The 21,399-nt window shown below is 71.4% G+C and carries 10 protein-coding genes; 5 read left to right on the top strand and 5 right to left on the bottom strand.

Translation table 11 applies throughout. The features are described from left to right. Nucleotides 1-110 precede the first annotated feature (110 nt). The 3 genes from ACIBVP_RS06250 to ACIBVP_RS06240 are packed head-to-tail and all read right to left on the bottom strand — an operon-like array spanning nucleotide 111 to nucleotide 13,863. A complete protein-coding gene (locus ACIBVP_RS06250) occupies nucleotides 111-4,031 on the bottom strand; it encodes an amino acid adenylation domain-containing protein (RefSeq protein ID WP_396104877.1) in 3,921 nt (1,306 codons plus the stop codon). Next, nucleotides 4,028-10,699, bottom strand: a complete 6,672-nt coding sequence (locus tag ACIBVP_RS06245; protein WP_396104876.1) for an amino acid adenylation domain-containing protein — start codon at nucleotides 10,697-10,699, stop codon at nucleotides 4,028-4,030. The genes ACIBVP_RS06250 and ACIBVP_RS06245 overlap by 4 nt, the downstream gene beginning before the upstream one ends. After that, on the bottom strand, nucleotides 10,696-13,863 hold the full coding sequence (locus tag ACIBVP_RS06240; RefSeq protein WP_396104875.1) for an amino acid adenylation domain-containing protein: 3,168 nt from the start codon (nucleotides 13,861-13,863) through the stop codon (nucleotides 10,696-10,698). Before ACIBVP_RS06240 ends, ACIBVP_RS06245 begins: the two co-directional genes overlap by 4 nt. On the opposite strand from ACIBVP_RS06240, the gene ACIBVP_RS06235 reads away from it, so the two are divergent. The 5 genes from ACIBVP_RS06235 to ACIBVP_RS06215 are packed head-to-tail and all read left to right on the top strand — an operon-like array spanning nucleotide 13,862 to nucleotide 18,131. Then, complete coding sequence (locus tag ACIBVP_RS06235; protein ID WP_396104874.1) at nucleotides 13,862-14,005, top strand: hypothetical protein; 144 nt, start codon at nucleotides 13,862-13,864, stop codon at nucleotides 14,003-14,005. The two genes, ACIBVP_RS06240 and ACIBVP_RS06235, sit on opposite strands and share 2 nt — an antisense overlap. Nucleotides 14,006-14,062: 57 nt before the next feature. Beyond that, nucleotides 14,063-14,299, top strand: coding sequence for a phosphopantetheine-binding protein (locus tag ACIBVP_RS06230; protein ID WP_396104873.1), 237 nt, complete (start codon nucleotides 14,063-14,065; stop codon nucleotides 14,297-14,299). Between the two features lie 31 nt (nucleotides 14,300-14,330). Beyond that, complete coding sequence (locus ACIBVP_RS06225) at nucleotides 14,331-16,670, top strand: lantibiotic dehydratase (protein ID WP_396104872.1); 2,340 nt, start codon at nucleotides 14,331-14,333, stop codon at nucleotides 16,668-16,670. Then, a complete protein-coding gene (locus tag ACIBVP_RS06220) occupies nucleotides 16,663-16,854 on the top strand; it encodes a DUF5988 family protein (protein ID WP_396104871.1) in 192 nt (63 codons plus the stop codon). The genes ACIBVP_RS06225 and ACIBVP_RS06220 overlap by 8 nt, the downstream gene beginning before the upstream one ends. Continuing rightward, entirely contained in the window at nucleotides 16,854-18,131 is a 1,278-nt protein-coding gene (locus tag ACIBVP_RS06215) for an acyltransferase domain-containing protein (protein WP_396104870.1), read from the top strand. Before ACIBVP_RS06220 ends, ACIBVP_RS06215 begins: the two co-directional genes overlap by 1 nt. A gap of 2 nt (nucleotides 18,132-18,133) precedes the next feature. Here the strand turns inward: ACIBVP_RS06215 and ACIBVP_RS06210 are convergent, their stop codons facing one another. Further along, entirely contained in the window at nucleotides 18,134-21,028 is a 2,895-nt protein-coding gene (locus tag ACIBVP_RS06210; protein WP_396104869.1) for an AAA family ATPase, read from the bottom strand. A gap of 117 nt (nucleotides 21,029-21,145) precedes the next feature. Next, nucleotides 21,146-21,382 (bottom strand): hypothetical protein, encoded by a 237-nt coding sequence (locus tag ACIBVP_RS06205; protein WP_396104868.1) that lies wholly within the window; start codon nucleotides 21,380-21,382, stop codon nucleotides 21,146-21,148. Between the last annotated feature and the right edge of the window lie 17 nt (nucleotides 21,383-21,399).

Here is a 21,399-nt window from a genome sequence, read left to right as displayed (position 1 = left end):
TTTCTCGGCCTCCGGCCTTTCTGCAGAAGAATCGGTCACATCCACAATGCGTCGGCGACCCGGGTGTTCGGCAGGGATTTCTGACCACCGATTCCCGGTCATTTCCGCCATCACCGGACCGCGTCGGCCACTGTGGACACACCGGTGGTGCCGATCATGTCGTAGTGGCCACCCGCCATCTCCACGATCCGCAGTCCTTCGGGGTAAAGAGCCCGCCAGTGGCCGATGTACTCGCCGCGGTCGCCGGAGGGCAGCAGTTCCTGCCCCTCGCGGTGGATCTCGTCGCTCACGACGAGTGTGGCCGCCGCTTTCGACTCGGGTGCGCGATAACCGCCAAGCGCACGCGATTCCGCTCGGAGGACGTTGAACGGCAACCATTCGTCGAGGTTGACCGATTCGACCGGGATGTTCATCGGACCGGCCAGGGTTTTCAGCTCCCGCTCCGTTCTCGCCCGCGCGGTACCGGTCTCGGTCTGCCCGCGCCGCCACAGTGACTCGGCGGCCGAGAAGATCTCCGCCAGGTCCGCGAAGCGGGCTTCGCGGCCGGGTCCGGTGACGGCGGGTTCGAGCAGGTACGCGGCCGCTACCTGGTCGGGATGCATGGCGGCCATCTCGTGGAGGATCACCGCCCCTGCCGACCAGCCGAGCAGCCGGTAGGGCCCCTCGGGTGCGACGTTCGCGATCTCCTTCCAGTACCGCTCGGCCATGGCACGTACGTCGTCGATGGGCTGCTCACCTTCAGCGAGCCCGGCGGCCTGCACACCGAGGAGCCGGTAGCGATCCCGCAGCGCGTCGGCGAGCTTGTGGTACGAGTGGATCTGCCCACCGCCCGGGTGGATGCAGAACAACGCGGGCAGTTCGGCGTCGGCGGGCCGCGACGGCCGCACCTCCGTGACCAGCCCGGCCGGCTCGTCGCGGACCCTGTCCAGGGCGGCGGCGAGCTCGTGGACGGTCGGGTTGGCCATGACCTGCCGCAGCGTGGTGCGCAGGCCGGCGCGGCCGAGTCGGGTGACGAGTTTGATCGCGAGCAGCGAGTGGCCGCCCAGGTCGAAGAAGTTGTCGCGGGTGCCGACGGCCGGCAGGCCGAGGACGTCCTGCCAGGCGGCGGCGACGGCCTGTTCGGTGGGGGTGCCCGGCGGGGTGTGCGTCACCTCGGCGGACGGGACGGGCAGCGCGGCGCGGTCGACCTTCCCGTTGGGGGTCAACGGAAGCGCGTCGAGCGTCACGAACGCGCTGGGCAGCATGTACGTGGGCAGGGTCCGCGCGACATGTGCCTTGAGGTCGTCCGTGCCGGGCAGGTCCACACCGACGAGGTAGGCGACGAGTCGCTTCACCCCTGGCGTGTCCTCACGGACCACCACCGCGGCCGCCGACACAGCCGGGTGGTCGATGAACGTCGCCTCGATCTCCCCCAGCTCGATCCGGTAACCCCGGAGCTTGACCTGGTTATCGATGCGGCCGATGAACTCCATCTCACCGCTGGGCAGCCACTTGCACAGGTCACCCGTCCGGTACAGCCGCTGCGGGCCCTCCCCCAGGTCAAGCTCCACGAACCGCTCTGCCGTGAGCTCTTCCCGGTTCAGGTACCCACGGGCCACGCAGATCCCACCCAGCAGCGCCTCGCCCGCCACACCGACCGGCACCGGCCGGTTGTGGCTGTCGACGATGTACGCGGTCGTGTTGGTGATGGGCCCGCCGACGGAGACACCGCCGGTGGCGCCGTCCGCGACGCGCCGGGTCTCCGACATGACGTTCGCGACCGAGCACTCCGTCGCGCCGTACTCGTTGAAGATCGCGGTGTCCGGCCCGCACACCGCGAGGATGCGGCGTGCGAGATCGGCGGTCAGCTCCTCACCGCCGAGCACCATGGTCCGCACGTCGAGGGTGATGTCGGCGGCCTCGGCGGCGGTGACGAGCAGTTCGGCGTGCGACGGCGTGAGCTTGAGGAAGCTCACCGACGCTCCGGACAGCAGCTGCTCGGTGGCGGCGCTGAACGCCGACTCCCCCGGCGGTGGCACCGGGATGTCGATGGGAAGCCCTTGCAGCAGCGGCAGGAACAACGCCGTGACGGTCAGGTCGAACGCCACGGGCGAGTACAGCAGCGTGCCGATGTCACCGGCGGGCGGGTAGTTCTCCGCGCACCAGTGCAGGTAGTTGACCACACCCTCGTGCTCGATCATCACACCCTTGGGCCTACCCGTCGAACCCGACGTGTAGATGACGTACGCCAGGTCGTGCGGACCGGCGAGGGGTTGTGGCTCGGTGGCGGGGTGCGCGGCGATGGCGGGCCACTCCTCGTCCACGAGCACCTTCGTGGTGCGGGCGGGCAGCCGGCCGGCGAGGCTCGCCTGCGTGACCACCAGTGGCGCGGCCGTGTCCTCGACCAGGTACGCGAGGCGATCGGCCGGGTACTCCGGATCCATCGGGACCCACGCACCGCCCGCCTTCATGATCGCCAGCAACGTGACGACCAGGTCCGGCGAGCGATCCAGGAACACCGCCACCAAGACGTCGGGCCCGACGCCGCGTGCACGCAGGTGGTGCGCCATCCGGCACGCCCGCGCGTCCAGCTCCGCACTGGACAGCACGACATCGCCACACGTCACCGCGGGCCGGTCCGGGTGTGCCACCGCCTGTTCGGCCAGCAGTCCGTGGATCGTCCGTCCACTCGGGAACTCACCGGCGGTGTCGTTCCACTCCACCACCATCCGCCGAAGCTCGTCCGCGCCCAGCATCGGCACGTCGGCGAGGCGCGCGTCCGGTGCGGCCACGAACCCGTTCAGCAGCGCGGCGAAGTGCCCGGCGAGCCGTTCGATCGTCTCCGCGTCGAACAGCGCGCGGTCGTAGGCGAACTTGACGTCCACCACCTCACCGGCCGACACCACGACCGTCAGCGGGTACCCGGTGCGCTCGACGCACCCGACGGTCCGCAGGACCGGGCCGTCCCCACCGCCCAGGTCCGGGTAGTTCTCGAACACCAGGATCGACTGGAACAGCGGCTTGCTGTGTGGGATCTCGGCGCACTCCCGCACATCGACGAGGCTCGTGTGCTCCCACTGCCGCAGCTCGATCTGCGCCACCTGCAGGTCCCGCAGCCAGTCCGCGACCGCGGCCTGACCGTCCACACGCGACCGCACGGGCAACGTGTTGATGAACAGCCCCACCATCTCCTCGACGCCGGGCAGCTCGATCGACCGCCCGGACGTCGTGGCGCCGTAGAGCACGTCGTCGCCGCCGGTGTAGCGGGACAGCAGCGCCGACCACACACCCTGCACCACCGTGTTGACCGTGATCCGCTGTTCGCGGGCGAACCGGCGCACCGCGGCGGACCGCTCGGGGTCGAGGACGAGCACGTGCTCGTCGACACCGCGCCGGGCGCTGTGCTGGACGGGCAGTTCGGTCGGCTCGCCCATGCCACGCAGGTACCCGCGCCAGAACTCCCGGGCCGGCTCGGCGGGCTGCTCGTGCAGCCACGTCGCGTACCGGACGTACGGGACGGCGGGTGCCAGGCCGGGTTCCCTGCCGCGCACGGCGGCGTCGTAGATCTCGAACAGCTCCTTCTTGAGGACCTGGATGCTCCAGCCGTCGAGCAGGAGGTGGTGGAACGACCACACGACCGTGCGTGTCTCGTCGGCGGTCCGGACGACCTTCACGCGCAGCAACGGCGGCCGCGCCAGGTCGAAACCCGCACGCCAGTCGTCGGCGAGCAGCTGCCGCAACATCTCCTCCTGCGTCGCGGCGTCGTGCTCGCGCCAGTCCAGCGCCTCCCGAGGTAGCTCCGCGCCGCGCTGCGCCACCTGGACGGGAGTCGACACGTCCTCCCACAGGAACGCACTGCGCAGGATGGAGTGCCGGTCGACGAGGTGCTGCCACGCGTCGAGGAAGCACTCGTCGTCCAGCGGCCCGGTGATCTCCTCGACCATCTGCACCTGGTAGGGGCTGATGCCGTCGTCGTCGCGCAGCGAGTCGAAGAGCATGCCGAACTGCATCGGCGACAGGCCGTAGACGTCTTCCACGTTCGGGGCGCTCATGCGCTGAACCTCCTCATGATCGCGGCCAGCTCATCCGCCTCGAGCTCGGCGAGGGGCACCTGTGCCGTGCCGGCGCCGCCCTCGTTCCGCTCGGCGGCGAGGTCGAGCAGCGCGCGCAGGGTCTTCGTGATGTTCTCGGCGAACCGTTCGACGGTCGCCCGGTCGTGGATCTCCGTGGAGTACGAGACGTCGACGGAGAGGCGGCCGCGTTCGACCGCCGACAGGATGTCCAGCAGGTGGCGGCGGATGCCGGTGTCGCTGTAGGACCGGCCCCGGGGTTCACCGGCGGCGGCGTACCCGCCGATGCCGGGTACGTCCGCGGCGAACTGGCCGAGGTAGTTGAAGTTGATCTCCGGTGTGGCGTCGGCGAGCGACTGCCTGGTGGGCGTGTCTCCGAGGTAGCGCAGGATGCCGTAGCCGATCCCGCGGTGCGGGATCCCGCGCAGCTGCTCGCTGACGTCCTTGAGCCGGATCGCCGGGTCCGACTGCGCCATGCCGGTCAGCGCGACCGGGAAGACGCTCGTGAACCAGCCGACCGTGCGGGAGGTGTCGACGTCGGGGAAGAGGTCCTCGCGGCCGTGGCCCTCCAGGCCGACGGTGACCGCGTCGTCCCCGGTCCACGCGTGCACCGCGGTGCCGACGGCCATCAGCAGCGCGTCGTTGATCTGCGTGTGGAACGCGCGGGGCACGTCCTGCAGCAGCGCGGTCGTCTCGTCCTCGGTGAGTTCGACCCGGACCGTGGCGGCGGAGCGCTCGGTGTTCCCGCCCTCGTGGTCGCGCGGCAGCGGGCGGCCCGCGGCCTGCGCGGTCCAGTACTCCAGCTCGGCGAGCCCGCCGGGCGAGCGGGCGTAACGCACGAGCTTCTCCGCCCACGTGCGCACCGACGTCGTCTTGGCGGGCAGCAACGCGGTGCGGCCCTGCGCCGCCTGCCGGTACGCCGTGCCGAGGTCCTCCAGGAGGATCCGCCACGAGACGCCGTCGACCGCCAGGTGGTGCACCGCGATCAGCAGCCGCTGCCCGTGCTGTGCGCCCAGGTCGAACAGGGCGGCACGGATGACCGGCCCGTCCGCGAGGTCCATGCCGCGCTGGACCTCGTCGGCGATCCGCTTCATCGCGGGCCACACCTCGTTCCCGCCGAGACCGGACAGGTCGTGGCAGGTGAGCACGCCGGGCCCGGCGTCGTCGGCGAAGTTCTGTCGCCACTGGCCGTCGTCGCCCCGGCGCACCCGCAGGCGCAGCGCGTCGTGGTGGTCGGTGAGCGCCGACAGCGCACGTGCCAGCACCTCGTCGTCGAGACCGTCCGTCTCGAGCAGCTCGACCTGGTTGAAGTGCGCCGGCTCCGCCATGTCCAGCTCGAAGAACCAGTGCTGGACCGGGGTGAGCGGCACGTCACCGACGATCTTGCCCTGGTCGGCGAGCACCGAGCCGGTGGCGCGGGCGTTGGCCGCGATCGCGGCGACGGTCTGGTGCTGGAAGAACAGCCGCGGGGTCAGCTGGATGCCGAACTTCTTCGCCCGCGCGATGACCTGCAGGCTGATGATCGAGTCACCGCCGAGCGCGAAGAAGTTGTCGGTCACGCGGACCTCGGGGACACCGAGCAGCTCCCGCCAGATGTCGGCGATGACCCTCTCGGTCGCGCTGTACGGCACGTCCGCGGGCGCCACGCCCGGCTTGGGCAGCGCGGCACGGTCGACGGTGCCCGCGCTCGTGCGGGGCAGTTCCGGCAGCGTGACGAACGCGGTGGGCACCGAACCCGCCGGCAGCCGGTCGCCGAGGAACTGCCGCAGGTCGCCTGGTTCCGGTGTGCCGGTCACGTACCCGACCAGCTCACCGTCGTGCACCGCGGTCGCGGCCGAGGTCACCGCCGGGTGCGCGGACAGCGCGTCGTCCACGTCGCTCAGCACGACCTGCTCGCCGTGGACCGTCACCCGGTCCTCGATCCGGCAGACGAACCGCAGCTCGCCGGCGGGCGACCACGTCACGAGGTCACCGGTGCGCTGGCCGTCCCGGACCAGCTCGCCGGGCACACCGACAGGCACGGGGTGCCCGGCGGCGTCGAGCACCCGTGCCTGCGCCGCGGCCTCCCACGCTTCGAGGACGGCGCGCTCGGCGGCGGTAAGCATGGGGACCGTCGACAGCCGGGCGGCCGGGTCGGCGGCGAGGCGGCCGAGCAGCGTCGCGAAGTGCGTGCCCATCCGCTCGACGGTGGCGCGGTCGAACAGGTCGGACGGGTAGTCGAACTGGGCCGTGAGCCCGCCGTCGGCCGTCTCGTGGAGCGTCAGGTTCAGGTCGAACTTGCCGAGGCCGCCGTCGACCGGCGCGGGCCGGACCGTGACCCCGGGCAGCTCCCACGCCTGGGCCTCGCCGCCGGTGCGCAGCACGAGCATGGCCTGGAACAACGGGTTGCGGGCGACCTCGCGCTGCGGCGCCAGCTCCTCGACGATCCGCTCGAACGGCAGTTCCTGGTGGTCGTAGGCGGCCAGTGCGGTGTCGCGCACCCGGCCGAGCAGTTCGGCGAAGGTCGGGTCACCGGACAGGTCCGTGCGCAGCACCAGGCTGTTCACGAAGAACCCGATGAGGTTCTCGACCTCGGCCCTTCCTCGGCCCGCGATGGGAGTGCCGACGGCGATGTCGTCCTGGCCGCTGTAGCGCGACAGCATCACCTGGAACCCGGCCAGCAGAGCCATGAACAGGCTCGCGTTCGCGCCGCCCGCGATGTCCCGCAGCGTTGTGACGGTCTCGGCCGGAACGGTGAAGCCGACGACGTCACCACGCATCGACCGGTTCGCCAGGCGTGGCCGGTCGGTGGGCAGCCGCAGGGGCTCCAGCCCGGACAGCCGCTCGCGCCAGAAGTCGAGCTGGGCACGCAGCGAGTCGGTGGCGAGGCGGCCGTGCTGCCAGGCGGCGTAGTCGGCGTACTGGACGGGCAGCTCGGGCAGGTTCCCGAGCGTCACACCGGTGGCGGCGGCGTAGTGGTGGCGCAGCTCGCGCGCCAGGATCGCCTCGGACCAGCCGTCGAACAGGATGTGGTGCAGGCAGAGCACCAGCGTCGCCGCACCAGGGCCGGTCCGCACGAGGACCGTGCGCAGGAGCGGCCCCGCGGTGAGGTCGAACGACGCGGTGGCGGCCGCGCTGATCTGCGCGGCTGCCTGCTCGTCGCCGGTCACGTCGACGACCGTCACGTCCACATCGGACGGTGGGTCGACCACCTGGTGCGGCCTGCCCGTCTCGTCGGCGGCGAACCGGGTGCGCAGCACCTCGTGCCGGGCGACCAGCCGGGTCAGTGCCTCTTCGAGGGCCGCCACGTCCAGGTCACCGGTGATCCGCAGCGCGATCGGGACCACGTAGTCGCTGCGTCCCGGCTCCAGCTGGTCGAGGAACCACAGCGCACGCTGCGGCGACGACAGTGGGAGCGGCATCGCCTGGTGGCGCGGTGCGACCGGGATCGTGTCCTCGTCCGCGGCGTGCAGGCGCGGCAGCAGGTCACTCAGCTCCGCGATCGTCGGGGCCTGGAACACCGCCCGCAGCGGGACGTCGACGCCCAGCTCCCGCCCGAGCCGGGTGGTGAGCTTGATGGCGAGCAGGGAATGTCCACCGTGGTCGAAGAAGTTGTCGTGGACGCCGGGGCGGGTCACGCCGAGGACGTCCTGCCAGATGCCTGCGACGAGGTGCTCGGTCGGCGTGCGGGGCGGGGTGTGGTCCGCGGCTTCGGCGGCCGGGGCGGGCAGCGCCGTCTTGTCGGTCTTCCCGTTGGGGGTCAACGGAAGCGTGTCGAGCGTCACGAACGCGCTGGGCAGCATGTACGCGGGCAGGGTGCGTCCCGCGTACGCCTTCAGCTCGTCGGCGTCCGGTACGTCCGTGCCGACGAGGTAGGCGACTAGCCGCTTCACACCTGGCGTGTCCTCACGGACCACGACCGCCGCGGCCGAGACCGCGGGGTGGTCGATGAACGTCGCCTCGATCTCGCCGAGTTCGATGCGGTAACCCCGGAGTTTCACCTGGTTGTCGATGCGGCCGATGAACTCCATCTCACCGCTGGGCAGCCACTTGCACAGGTCACCCGTCCGATACAGGCGCTGTGGCCCGTCACCCAGGTCAAGCTCCACGAACCGCTCTGCCGTCAGCTCTTCCCGGTTCAGGTACCCACGGGCCACGCAGATACCGCCCAGCAGCGCCTCCCCCGCCACACCGATCGGAACGGGGTTGTCGTGCGCGTCCACGATGTAGGCGGTCGTGTTGGTGATGGGCCCGCCGACGGAGACACCGCCGGTGGCGCTGTCCGCGACGCGCCGGGTCTCCGACATGACGTTCGCGACCGAGCACTCCGTCGCGCCGTACTCGTTGAAGATCGCGCAGCCCGGCCGGCACACCGCGAGGATGCGGCGTGCGAGGTCAGCGGTCAGCTCCTCACCACCGAGCACCATCGTGCCCACGTCGAGCGTCACACCGGCCGCCTCCGCCGACGTCACCAGCAGCTCGGCGTGCGACGGCGTCATCTTCAGGAAGCTCACCGACGCACCGGACAGCAGCAGCTCGACCGCCGCGCTGAACGCGGACTCGCCAGCCTGCGGCACCGGGATGTCGATGGGAAGTCCCTGCAGCAGCGGCAGGAACAACGCCGTGACGGTCAGGTCGAACGCGACGGGCGAGTACAGCAGCGTGCCGACGTCACCGGCGGGCGGGTAGTTCCGGTCGCACCAGTGCAGGTAGTTGACCACACCCTCGTGCTCGATCATCACGCCCTTGGGCTTGCCGGTGGACCCGGACGTGTAAATCACGTACGCGAGGTCGTGCGGACCGGCGAGCGGCTCCGGCTCGCCGGACGAGTACGTCGCGATCGCGGGCCACTCCTCGTCCACGACCAGGCGGTTGATGTGCCCGGGCAGCCGGTCGGTCAGGTTCTCCTGGGTGACCACGAGCGGTGCGGCCGTGTCGGCCATCAGGTACGCCAGCCGGTCGGCCGGGTACTCCGGGTCCATCGGCACCCACGCACCACCGGCCTTCATGATCGCCAGCAACGTCACGACGAGGTCCGGGGTGCGGTCGAGGAACACCCCCACCATCACATCCGGCCCGACGCCCCGCTCACGCAGATAGTGGGCTAGCCGGCACGCCCGCGCGTCCAGCTCGCCGTTGGACAGCACCACGTCGCCGTACCGGACCGCGGGCGCGTCCGGGTGTGCGGTGGCCTGCTCGGCGAGGAGGTCGTGGATCGTCCGTCCACTCGGGAACTCACCGGCGGTGTCGTTCCACTCCACCACCATCCGGTGGCGGTCGTCGGCGGCGAGCAGCGAGACGTTCGACAGCGGTGCGGTGGGCTGCTCGGCGAGCCGCGCCAGGAGCGTCTGGAAGTGGCCGACGAGCCGCTCGACGGTGACGCGCTCGAACATGTCCACCGGGTAGTCGACGTACCCGGTAAGCGCGCCGTCGCTCGTCTCGCGGAGTGTCAGGTTCAGGTCGAACTTGCCGAGCCCGCCGGAGACCGGGGTCCGCTCGACCGTGACGCCGGGCAGCTGCCACGGTTGGGTCTCGTCGACGGTCTGCAGGACGAACGTGGTCTGGAAGAACGGGTTGCGGCTCGCGTCCCGCCGCGGGGCCAGTTCCTCGACGATCCGCTCGAACGGCAGATCCTGGTTGTCGTACGCGGCCAGCGCCGTCTCCTTGACCCGCGTGAGCACCTCGGTGTACGTCGGGTCACCGGACAGGTCGGTGCGCAGCACCAGGCTGTTCACGAACAGGCCGATGAGGTTCTCGGTCTCCGTGCGGTTGCGCCCCGCAGACGGGGTGCCGACCGCGAGGTCGGTCTGGCCGGTGTAGCGGGACAGCAGGATCTGGTACGCGCCGAGCACGGCCATGAACAGGTTCGCGTCGACCGTCGCGGCGGCGGCCCGCAGTGCGGTGACGGTCGTGGCCGAGACGGTGAACCGGACGGCGTCGCCGCCGGCGGACCCGTCCGCCTGGCGCTGCCGGTCGATCGGTAGCTGCAACGGCTGCAGGCCCGCAAGGCGGGTGCGCCAGTACTCCAGCTGCCGCCGCATGCGGTCGGTGCCCAGCTGCTCGTCGTACCAGGCGGCGTAGTCGCCGTACTGGACCGGCAGCTCCGGCAGTTCTTCCCCGGCGTACAGGTCCCGCAGTTCACGGGCGAGGACCGCTTCGGACCAGCCGTCGAACACGATGTGGTGCAGGCACAGCACGAGCGTCGCCACGTCCGGGTCGGTGCGTACCAGCACGGCACGCAGCAGCGGTCCTGCCGCGAGGTCGAACGGCTCGGCCGCGACGGCGTCGATCCGTGCCCGGACCGCGGCCTCGTCCTGCCCGGTGAGGTCGTCCACCGCGACCGTCACCGGTACCGGCGGCTCGACGACCTGGCGCGGCTGTCCGGACTCGTCCGCCACGAACCGGGTGCGCAGCACCTCGTGCCGGGAGACCAGCCGGGTGAGCGCGTCCGCGAGGGCGGGAACGTCCAGGTCCCCGGTCACCCGCAGGGCGATCGGCACGACGTAGTCGCTGCGCCCTGGCGCGAGACGGTCGAGGAACCACAGCCCGCGCTGGGCCGAGGACAGCGGCACCGGCCGGGACGGGTCCCGCCGGGGCAACTGGTGGTTCCGCCGGTCGCGGATGCGGGACAGCAGGAGGGCTTGGGATCCTGCGGTGGTGCTGTCGTTCATGACTGGTCCTCGATCAGTGCGAGCAGCTGGGTCTTGATGCCGGCGATCGTCGGCGTGAGGAAGAGGGCCCGGAGGCTGATGCGGACGCCGGTGAGCCGTTCCACCTGGTTCACCAGCTGGACGGCGCGCAGCGAGTGGCCGCCGGACGCGAAGAAGTCGTCGTGGACGCCGGGGTCGCGGACGCCGAGCACGTCGGTCCACAGCCCGGCGATGGCCTCCTCGACCTCGTCGCGCGGGGCCACGTGCGCGGCGCCGGTCACGAGGTGCGCGGGATCGGGCTCGGGCAGGCGCTTGCGGTCGACCTTTCCGTTGGCCGTCAACGGGAGTTCGGGCAGAGCCATGAACACCGCGGGCACCATCACCGTTGGCAGCGTGGCCGCGCACCGCTCGCGCACGGCGGCGGTGTCCAGTTCTCCGTCACCGTCGCGCACGCAGTAGGCGACGAGGTTCCTGTCGCCGGCGTGGTCCTCCCGCACCACGACCGCGCACGCCCCGACGTCCGGATCGGACAGCAGCGCCGCCTCGATCTCCCCCAGCTCGATGCGCACGCCGCGCAGCTTCACCTGGGTGTCGGCGCGGCCAAGGAAGTCCAGGCACCCGTCCGGGGTGAACCGGCCGAGATCGCCCGTCCGGTACATGCGGCCGCCCTCCCGGAACGGGTCCGGGAGGAACCGCTCCCGCGTCAGGTCCGGCCGGTTCCAGTAGCCGCGGCCGACGCACCGGCCACCGAGGTACACCTCCCCCACCACGCCGACCGGCACGGGCTGCCGCGCCGCGTCCAGCACGTACACGGTCTGGTTGAGCATCGGGCGGCCGGCGAGGACCGGGGTGTCCGGCTCGGCACGCCACCAGGTGGTGTCGACCGAGACCTCGGTGGCGCCGTACAGGTTGATCAGGTTGCCGGTGAACCGCTCTCCGAACCGCCGCACGAGCGTCCGCGACAGGGCCTCGCCGCTGCAGAACGCGTACCGCAGCGCGGTGCAGTCCGCGGGGTTCACCTCGTTGACGAACATGTCCATGAGGCTGGGCACGAAGTGCAGGCCGACGACCCGGTGCTCCCGCATGAGCGAGGACACGTGCGCCATGTCGAGACGGGTCGCGCCCGGGACCAGGACGACCGTGCCGCCCTGCCACAGCGGCCAGAAGATCTCGTACGCCGACACGTCGAAGGTCAGCGGGGTCGCCTGCAGGAAGGCGTCGCCGGGCCACAGCGGGAATTCGTGCTGCATGCCCGCGACGTAGTTGACGATGCCCTCGTGCTCGACCATCACGCCCTTGGGGCGGCCGGTCGAGCCGGAGGTGTAGATGACGTACGCGAGGTCCCGAGGGGTTGCGACGGGTGCGGGACCGGTCGCCGGGTACGTCGCCACCGTCGGCCAGTCGGTGTCGATCAGCAGGCGGTCGGTGGTCGCCGGCAGTCGGTCGCTCAGATCCTCCCGGGTGATCACGAGCCGGGCGGCGGTGTCGTCGAGCATGAACCCGACGCGGTCGGCCGGGTGCTCCGGGTCGAGGGGCACGTACGCGCCGCCCGCCTTGAGGATCGCCAGCAGGGCCACGACCAGCTCGGGCCGCCGTTCCAGAAACACACCGACGAGCGCGCCCGGCCGCACCCCCAGCGCACGGAGGTGGTGTGCCAGGCGGCAGGCGCGGGCGTCCAGTTCCCCGTGGGTGAGGACCGCACCGCCGCCGACCACCGCGGGCTCGTCCCGGCGTAGCAGGGCCTGCTCGGCGACCAGCTCGTGGAGCAGCTTCCCGGCCGGGAAGCCACCGGCCGTGTCGTTCCACTCGACCAGGACCTTCTCGCGTTCGACGGCGGAGATCATGCTCACGTTCGAGATCGGCACGTCCGCGTGCTCGGCGAACTCGTTCAGCAGGACCAGGAAGTGCTCGCACATCCGCTCCACAGTGGACCGGTCGAACAGCTCGGTGCCGAAGTACAGCCTCCCGACGGCGCTGCCGTCGTCCTGCTGCGTGAGGTGGACGGTCAGGTCGGTCTCGGAGTCGGGGGCGGACAGCGGGTACGGCTCGACGTCGACCCCGCTGAGCTGCCACGCGGACCCCGGCGGGTTCTTCTGCAGCACCAGCATGGCATCGAACAACGGGTTGCGGGACAGGTCCCGCTCCGGGGCCAGCTCCTCGACGAGTCGTTCGAACGGCAGGTCCAGGTGCCCGAAGGCGCCGACGGCAGTGTCGCGCACCCGGCCGAGCAGCTCGGCGAACGTCGGGTCGCCCGACAGGTCCGTGCGCAGGACCAGGCTGTTGACGAACAACCCGATCAGGTTCTCGGTGCCGGGCAGAGCGCGGCCGGCGACGGCGGTGCCGACGGCGACGTCGTCCTGACCGCTGTAGCGGGACAGCATCACCTGGAAACCGCCCAGCAGAGCCATGAACAGGCTCGCACCCGCCCGGCCCGCGGTGCGGGCGAGCGCGCGGAGCGTGTCGGCGGGGACGGTGAACCGGACCGCGTCACCGGCGGTGCTGCGCACCGCCTTCCTCGGCCGGTCGGTCGGCAACCGCAGAGGCTGCAGACCGGAGAGCTTGTCGCGCCAGTAGTCGAGCAGCATCCGCTGCCGGTCGTCGGTGAGGCGCCGGTGCTGCCACACCGCGTAGTCGGCGTACCGGACCGGCACGTCGGGGAGCGTGGCGGCGGGGTCGCCGGTGGCGACCGCGTACAGCACGCCCAGCTCGCGGGCGAGGACCGGTTCGGACAGGCCGTCGAAGACGATGTGGTGCACGGAGACCACGAGCACCGCGTCCTCCGGGCCGGACCGCACGAGCACCGCGCGCAGCAGTGGCCCGGTGGCCAGGTCGAAAGGTGCCACGGCCGCGGCGTTCACCTCCGTGTCGACCTCGTCGGCGGTCACCTCGACCACCCGCACCGGCACCGGGGCAGGTGGGTCGACGACCGCGTACGGGCGGCCGTCCTCGCCCGCGGCGAACCGGGTGCGCAGCGCGTCGTGCCGCGCCACCACACCCGACAGCGCCACCTCGAGGGCCGTCACGTCCACCGGTCCCGAAAGGCGCAGGGCGCGACGGATCAGGTACTCGTCGCCGTCGGGTTCCAACTGGTCGAGAAACCACAGGCGTTGCTGTGCGAACGACAACGGGGTGCGGCCTGCCCGCGGTTCCGCGTGTTCCACGGGCGGGCCAATCGTCATCGACATGCTGATCTCCACCGGGTTCGGCGCCTGGTTCTTTCTGGCGATTCCCAACCTGTCAGAGAACGGGACCGTTGCCAGCTGGGCACTTCCGGCCACGACGAGGTGGTCACCTTCGACCACCCCGGATCAATTGCGCGTGGCGTGATTACCGCCATACGTTTTTCCGGGTAGTCCACGAAGGTTCGGAAGGACGGCAGAAATCATGACCAGCGCCACCACCGATGTGCTCGACCTGATCGTGTCCACGTACCGCGAGACGCTCCGCCGCGACGAGCTCGGGCCCTACAGCGACTTCTACGAGGCTGGCGGAGACTCCATGGTGGCCTTCCAGATCGTCACGCGGCTCACCGCCGCACTCGACGTCGAGGTCCCCATCGCGCTCGTCTTCGCCTGCCCAACCCCGGCCGACCTGGCCACCGCCGTCGGCGATCTGGACTGACCGCACGGCCTCGACTGAACGGAGAGCGGAGATGAACGACGCGTCGGCGCCGCGGGTCGGCAAGTGGCGGTTCTGGGACCAGTTCGGCCTGCGCGGCCCGGGTTTCCCGGCCGACGGGGTGCTGCGACTCGCGCCCGCCGAGCTGGCGGCGGCCGCGGCGGAGTTCGCCGAGGCCAAGCAGCTGACCGGGCCGAAGTGGCAGGAATTCGAGAACCTCTTCGACGTCTCGGCACTGGAGATGTCCAGGGCACTGCTCGACATCGCGGCCCAGCCGTCATTCCAGGCGGCGGTGGCGTGGCAGAACCGGGCCGTGCTGAAATCGGGGATCGAGCCGTTCCTGAAATGGGAACCGGAACTCGGGAAACGGCCGAGCATGGCCCGCCAGCGCGAGGAGTTCGTCGCGCACTACTGGCAGCGCTTCTGCGTCAAGAACGACACCATCGGCTTCTTCGGCCCGGTCGGCTGGGGTTCGTGGGACGAGTCCGTTCGCGGTGTCGAGTTCGACCACGAGCACGACGGCCTGATCGCCGAGCAGAACGTGTACTTCGCGAGCTGGGCCATCGACGCGCTCGCCAGGACAGTCAGCGACGACCCGGCGGTACGCGAATGGGTCGCCCCCACGCGGATGCCGTTCGTGCGGATCCTCGGCGACGAGATCGCCGTGCCCGGCCTGCGCCCGGTGACGATCGACCCCGTGCAGCGCCGTGTGCTCGAGCTGTGCGACGGCGTACGCCCGGCCCGGGACATCCAGCGGGAGCTCGGTGAGGGCGTGGACGTGCCCGCCGTGCTGCACGGCCTCGTGCGGCGCCGCTGGATCGTGTGGCAGCTCGAGGTGCCCGCCGACACCTACCCGGAGCGGCGGCTGCGCGAGATCCTGAACCGCATCGGCGACCCCGCACTGCGTGATCCGGCGTTGGCGAAGCTGGACGTCCTGGAGGCCGGCCGCGACCGCGTTCGTGAGTCGCTGCACGACCCCGAGGCGCTCACGGCCGCGATGGAGGCGCTCGAAACCGACTTCACGGACATGACCCAGACGGCCGCGCAGCGGCAGAAGGGCCAGGGCACGAGCACGTCTCGCGCGGTGATCTACTCCGACAGCCGCCGCGCCACCCGCGTCCGGCTCGGCACCGACCTGCTCGACGCGCTGGGCCCGATGGACCTGTTGCTGTCGAGCGCGAACTGGCTGACGTCCACGCTGACCGAGCGCGTGCGCGAGCACATGCGCCGCATCTTCGACAAGCAGGCGGCCAAGGCCGGACAGCCCGCCGTGGACCTGTCGACGCTGTGGTTCGCGTGCATCGGTATGACGCACGGCGAGGCCGTCGCCGACGCGACCGACATCCACCGGCTGTTCTGCAAGCACTGGGAGAGCATCCTGGCTCCGCCGCCCGGCGCCCGCCGGGTTCGGCTGACCAGCGCGGAGATCGCCGACCGGGTCCGGGAGGCCTTCGGTGAGACCGGACACCAGTGGTCCACGGCCCGTTACGCGTGCCCGGACATGCTGGTGGTCGCCGACGACGCGGACGCGGTGAACCGCGGCGACTACGAGCTGGCGATCGGCGAGATGCACATCGCCATGAACACGCTCGGCGCTTCGCTGTTCGTGCACCAGCACCCCGATCGCGCGGAGCTGCTCTCACTCATCGACGCCGACCACCCCACACCGCGGCTGATGCCGTTGCAGCCCAAGGCGAGCCGTGCCCGCCTCTCGCTGCGCACCCGGTACGCGCTGGTCCGCGACCAGGACTACACCGTCGCGCTCGCGGACGCAAGCGCCGACCCGCAGCGCCCGCGCACGGTCGCGAGCGCGGACGCCCGGGTCGAGGACCGGGACGGCGAGCTGGTGGCCGTGCTCCCCGACGGCGCGGTGTTCGACGTGGTGGACGTCTTCTCCCAGGCGATGACGGTGCTCGCGCTGGACCTGTTCCGCATCGTCCCCGCCGACGCCGACCACTTCCCCCGCATCACGATCGACCGCATGGTCGTGACGAGGGAGACGTGGCGGTTCGAACCGTCCACGATGGACTTCGCGAACGAGAAGAGCGAGGCACGCCGGTACGTCCGCGCCCAGCAGTGGCGTGCGGCGCGGGACCTGCCCCGGTTCGTCTTCGTGGTCTCGCCGACCGAACCGCGCCCGTTCTACGTGGACTTCCACAGCCCGGTGTACGTCAACATATTCGCGAAGGCCGTGCGCAGGCTCATGCGGGACGACCCGCACGGACGCATGACCATCAGCGAGATGCTGCCCAGCCCCGAGCAGACGTGGCTCACCGACGGCGCCGGCAACCGCTACACCTCGGAGCTGCGCTTCGTGGCCGTGGACGACACCCAGGAGAACACCGTGTCACGAAGTGGAGATGACGATGACTGAAGTACTCCTCGAAGGCGGTCCGGTCGACCTCCCCAGGCGCTGGCGGACCGCGGACCCCGGGCACGTCCGGGTGCCGAGGATGGCCGGGTACGAGCACTTCGAACCGACCGGCCGGGTCGACCGGGTCGACGACCACGAGGTCGCCGTCTACCGGTGGACCTACCGCACCAGGGTGGCGGAGTGATGCTCGCCGACAATAGGGCCGTGGTCCCGTGGCTGGTGTCGGCGGAGTCCGGCACCAGCCTGCGGGCCACCGCCGCTCGCCTCCACGAGTTCGCCACGTCACTCCCCGATCTGGACCCGGCCCGCTTCGCGCGTGGCCTGGCCGGTGGTCCCGGCCTCGCGCACCGCGCCGTGATCGTGGGCGCGGGACGGGAGGAGTTCCTCGACGGGCTCGCCGCACTCGCGGCAGGGGAACAGGCCCGCAACCTGACGCAGGCCGGTCCGGCCGACCCGGGCAAGGTGGTGTTCGTGTTCCCCGGGCAGGGTTCGCAGTGGCCCGGCATGGGGAAGGACCTGTACGCGATGTCGCCGGTGTTCCGCGAGCACATCGACGCGTGCGCCGACGCGTTGGGCGCACACGTCGACTGGTCGCTGCACGATGTGCTGACCACGGCGGACCCGGAGCCTTTCGAGCGAACGGACGTCGTGCAGCCCGCACTGTTCGCGATCATGGTGGCGCTCGCCGGGTTGTGGCGCTCGTACGGCGTCGAGCCCGACGCCGTCGTAGGCCACTCACAGGGCGAGATCGCGGCGGCGCACGTCGCGGGCGCGCTGTCCCTGGCCGACGCGGCGCGGATCGTGGCACTGCGCAGCAAGGCGCTCGCCGAGCTGTCGGACACGGGCGCGATGGTGTCGATCTCGTTGCCCGCCGCGGAGTTGGCGTCGCGCATCACCCCGTGGGCGGACCACATCGCGGTGGCGGTGGTGAACAGCCCCGCGTCGACGGTGGTGGCAGGAGCCACCTGGGCGCTGCGGGAACTGGAGGAGACGTTCGCGGGTGAGGAGGTGACGGTTCGGCACGTGAAGGTCGACTACGCGTCCCATTCCCCGGCGGTGGAGTCGATCCGCGACCGGCTGGCGCGCGATCTCGCAGGGGTGGCACCGGGCCAGGCACGAACCCCGTTCTACTCGACGGTGACGGGCCGCCTGCTCGCCGACACGAGGGTACTCGGAACCGAGTACTGGTACCGGAACCTGCGACAGACCGTCCACTTCGAACAGGCGACCCGAGCGCTGCGGGCGGACGGCCACGGCACCTACGTGGAGACGAGCCCGCACCCGATCCTCGCCCCGGCGATCGCCAACACCCTCCGCGCGGCGGACCCCACGGTGATCGCCACACTGAGAAGGTACGACGGCGGACAGCGCAGGTTCCTGACCGCCATGGCGAAAGCACACACGCACGGCGCGACGGTCGACTGGACAACGGCTCTCGACCACGCCCCGGTACCCGTGTGAGATCAGGCCGGGTCTGCCGGATCCGCCACGAGCTCGGCCGCGAACTCGCCGAGAGCGATGCGGTTCGGCAGGCCCGTCTTCGTCATCAGGTTCCCGACGTGCCGTTCCACCGTCCGGGGCGACAGGTGCAACCGCGCCGCGATCTCCTGGTTGCCGAGCCTTCCGACCAGCAGACCGAGCACCTCGAACTCCCGCACCGTCACCCCCGCCGAGCGCAGCACGGCCGGGATGGCGTCCGCGCCCGTCCGGTGCTGCGGGACCTTCGCGCCCGCCTTCCGCAGCAACGCCCGGCACGAGGCCGACACCGCCCGCACGTCCCGGCGGTGGAAGTACCCCTCCGCCGTGCGCAACCACCCGGCCGCATCGCCCCAGCCGTCCGCCAACGCCGCCTCGGCGACCAGTCGCAGACCCAGGTGGCGACTCATCTCGAACGGTTCCGCCAGTGCCAGCGCGTCGTCCATCGCTCCGGCCGCCTCGGCACCGCGGCCGGAGCGGCCGAGCAACACCGCGTGCGCGAACGACGTGAACTGCCGGTCCCACCGCAACGTGCTCGCCGGGTCCGCCGCCACCGCCTCGTACTCCGGCCAGCCCGCCTTCGCCGACAGCACCCGCAGCAGCACGTCCAGCCCGTGCCTGCCAGACAGGTAGTACACGCTCGACCCGCTGTCGGCACCGCTCACCGCGCGGGCCAGCTCGTCCTGTGCCAGGTCGCGGTCTTCGTCCAGCAGCGCGCAGAACGCCCCGGCCAGCCCGTGCACCCTCGGTGCGTGCAGCGCCAGGTTGCCGCCCCAGTGCTCGAACACGCCCAGCGCCGTGGTCATCGCGTCGCGGTTGCCCTCGTGCCCGGCGAGCACGGCCCGCAGCAAGGCCACGTACCGCGTCGTCTCCAGCAGCTTGAGCCGCGCGGTCGACGCCAGGACCTCGTCGGTGATCGTCCGCGCGGTCGCGTACTCGCCGCGCAGGATGGTGTGCAGCGCGATGCTCGACTCCGCCTGGTATCGAGCGGTCACCGCACCGACCTCACCCGCCTTGTCCCTTGCCTGCTCGAGCCTCGTCGTGTCCGCCGTGCGCAGCGCGTCGTCGTTGCCCAACCGGATCAGTGCGTGGATCTCCCAGATCGGCAACCCGTGCCGCACGGCGAGGGAGTTCGCCCGTTCCAGGCACCGGGTCGCCTCGTCCGGCTCGCGATGGCGCACGATCGCGCCCAGCAACTGCCACGCCTGGCACGCGACCACCGGCAGCGGCACGGTCTCGGCGACCGTCGCCGCCTGCCTCGCCATCCGCTCCGCGTCGGGGAACCGGTCCCCACCGGTCTGGTCCAGGGCGAGGTGCGCCGCCACGACGTCGATCGGCGCGAGGTCCTCCGCGGGCGCGTCCGCACCCAGCAGTTCCCGCGCGACCTCCACCTGCCGCATGGCCTCGTCCACCCGCCCGGCGACCGCCGCCGCCCATGCCAGCCGCGTGTGCAGGTTCGCGCGCCGCCGCGGCGGCAACCCGCTGACCTGGTCCAGCGTGCTGATCTCGGTCAGCGCCCGCTCCACCTGACCTGCCTCGGCCAGCGCGAGCACGAGCTGTTCCAGCGCTTCCGCCCGCGACGGCGGCGCTTCGGCGAGCAGCTCCCACGCCCGTTCCAGCAGCGACACCGCGGAGGTCGCCGCGCCGATCGCCAGTGCGCGCCGACCCGCCTCGGCGAAGAGCTCCCCCGCGGCCACGCGGTCACCAGCGTCCAGCCGCAGGCGTGCCGCCACCTCACACCACTCGCCGGGGTGGTCCGGGTAGACGGTGTCGACGGCGTCGGCGACCTTGCCCGCGAGCCGCGCCTGCTCCGCCCGGTCCAGCTGTGCCAGCACCGCGTCCCGGCTGAGCTGGTGGTGGAAGGCGTACCAGTCCGCGGTCTGCTCGTCGATCGTGACCAGCCGGCTCGCCAGGTCGTCCTGCAGCAGACTCAGCAGCACCTGGTCGGACAGCCCGGTGGCGAGCTGGATGACGGCGAGCGGGAAGCGGGTGCCGAAGGTGGCGGCCGCCGAGAGCACCTCGCGCGTCCGCGGGCCGACGTTCGCGACCCGTCCCGCGAGCGGGCCGACGAGCCCGAGCGTCGCGTTGTCCGCACCAACGGCGAGGGCCCACGTGTCCCCGTCCCGCACGATGACCTCGTCGTCGACCATGACCCGGAGCATCTCCTCGGCCATGAACGGGTTGCCGGTGCTACCGGCCCACAGCAGGGCCATCACGTCCGCGCGCACCCGTTCGGCGGGTACGTCCAGGCACGCGGCGGCCATGCCACGCAGCTCGTCGGCGTTCAGGGGGTCCAGCTCGATCAGCGTGCACCGGCCGCGCTGGGCCGCGGTGCGCGCGAGCGTGTAGGCGGTGCTGTCCCGGTCCCGGATGCCGCCTACGACCAGCGTCGGCTGCGAGTCGACGTTGTCGACCAGGTACTCCAGCACAGCGAGCGTCTCGGCATCCGCGTTGTGCAGGTCGTCGAGTGTGAGCAGGCAGCCCCGGTCCCGGCCGGTCAGCGCCGTGAGCTGCAGCATCGCCTCGGCGAGGACGACGAGCGACTCGCCGTCGCGACCGGAGGCCGGGTCACCCCACCCCGGCACGACGCGGCCGAGGATCGGCCCGTAGGGGCCGAGCGCGGCCGGGTCGATCCGATCCGCGCGCAGCAGGTACAGAATCGCCTCGGTCAGTGGGCGGAACGGGGCGGTCGGCCCGATCGTGCTGGCGCGGCCACGCATCAGGCTCATGCCCGCCGCGTACGCCGACTCGCTGATCGAGGCTAGGAGCCGGGACTTCCCGACGCCGGCATCACCGGCGATGAACACCGCTCCTCCCTGGCCGTTCCTGGTACGGGCCAGTGCGGTCCCGACGGTCCTCAGCTCGCGATCGCGCCCGATCATCGCTGTCGATCCGTGGTACACGAGAAGTAATGGTACTTGGCCACTGCGTAAGGACGTGGTGGGCGAAGCAACGGGAGCGGGACCGTCGCGGCGCGGCGGTCCCGTCCCCTGGTGGCGTCAGACCTGCGGTGGGCAGCAGGTGGTGTCCATGGTGACCAGGTTCTCGGCACCCGCCACCGGCCCGCCCGCGACCAGCCCCGCGGTCACCATGGCCACCGGCAGCGCGACCCGGGCCAGAGCGGCGGCGCGGACGCCGAAGGTGACCGAGGGCAGCAGGCGCAGGCGGCCTGCCGGTGCGTCGGTCCCGGCCTCGGCGGTGGTGCCGGCGACAGTCTCGTTCTGGATCCCGGACATGGGGTTTCCTTTCTCTT

The organism is Actinophytocola sp. NPDC049390 (assembly GCF_044466355.1).
In the GTDB taxonomy this organism is placed as follows: Bacteria; Actinomycetota; Actinomycetes; order Mycobacteriales; family Pseudonocardiaceae; genus Actinophytocola.
Note: the sequence above shows the minus strand (reverse complement) of the source record. Positions and strands in the feature narration are given on the sequence as shown.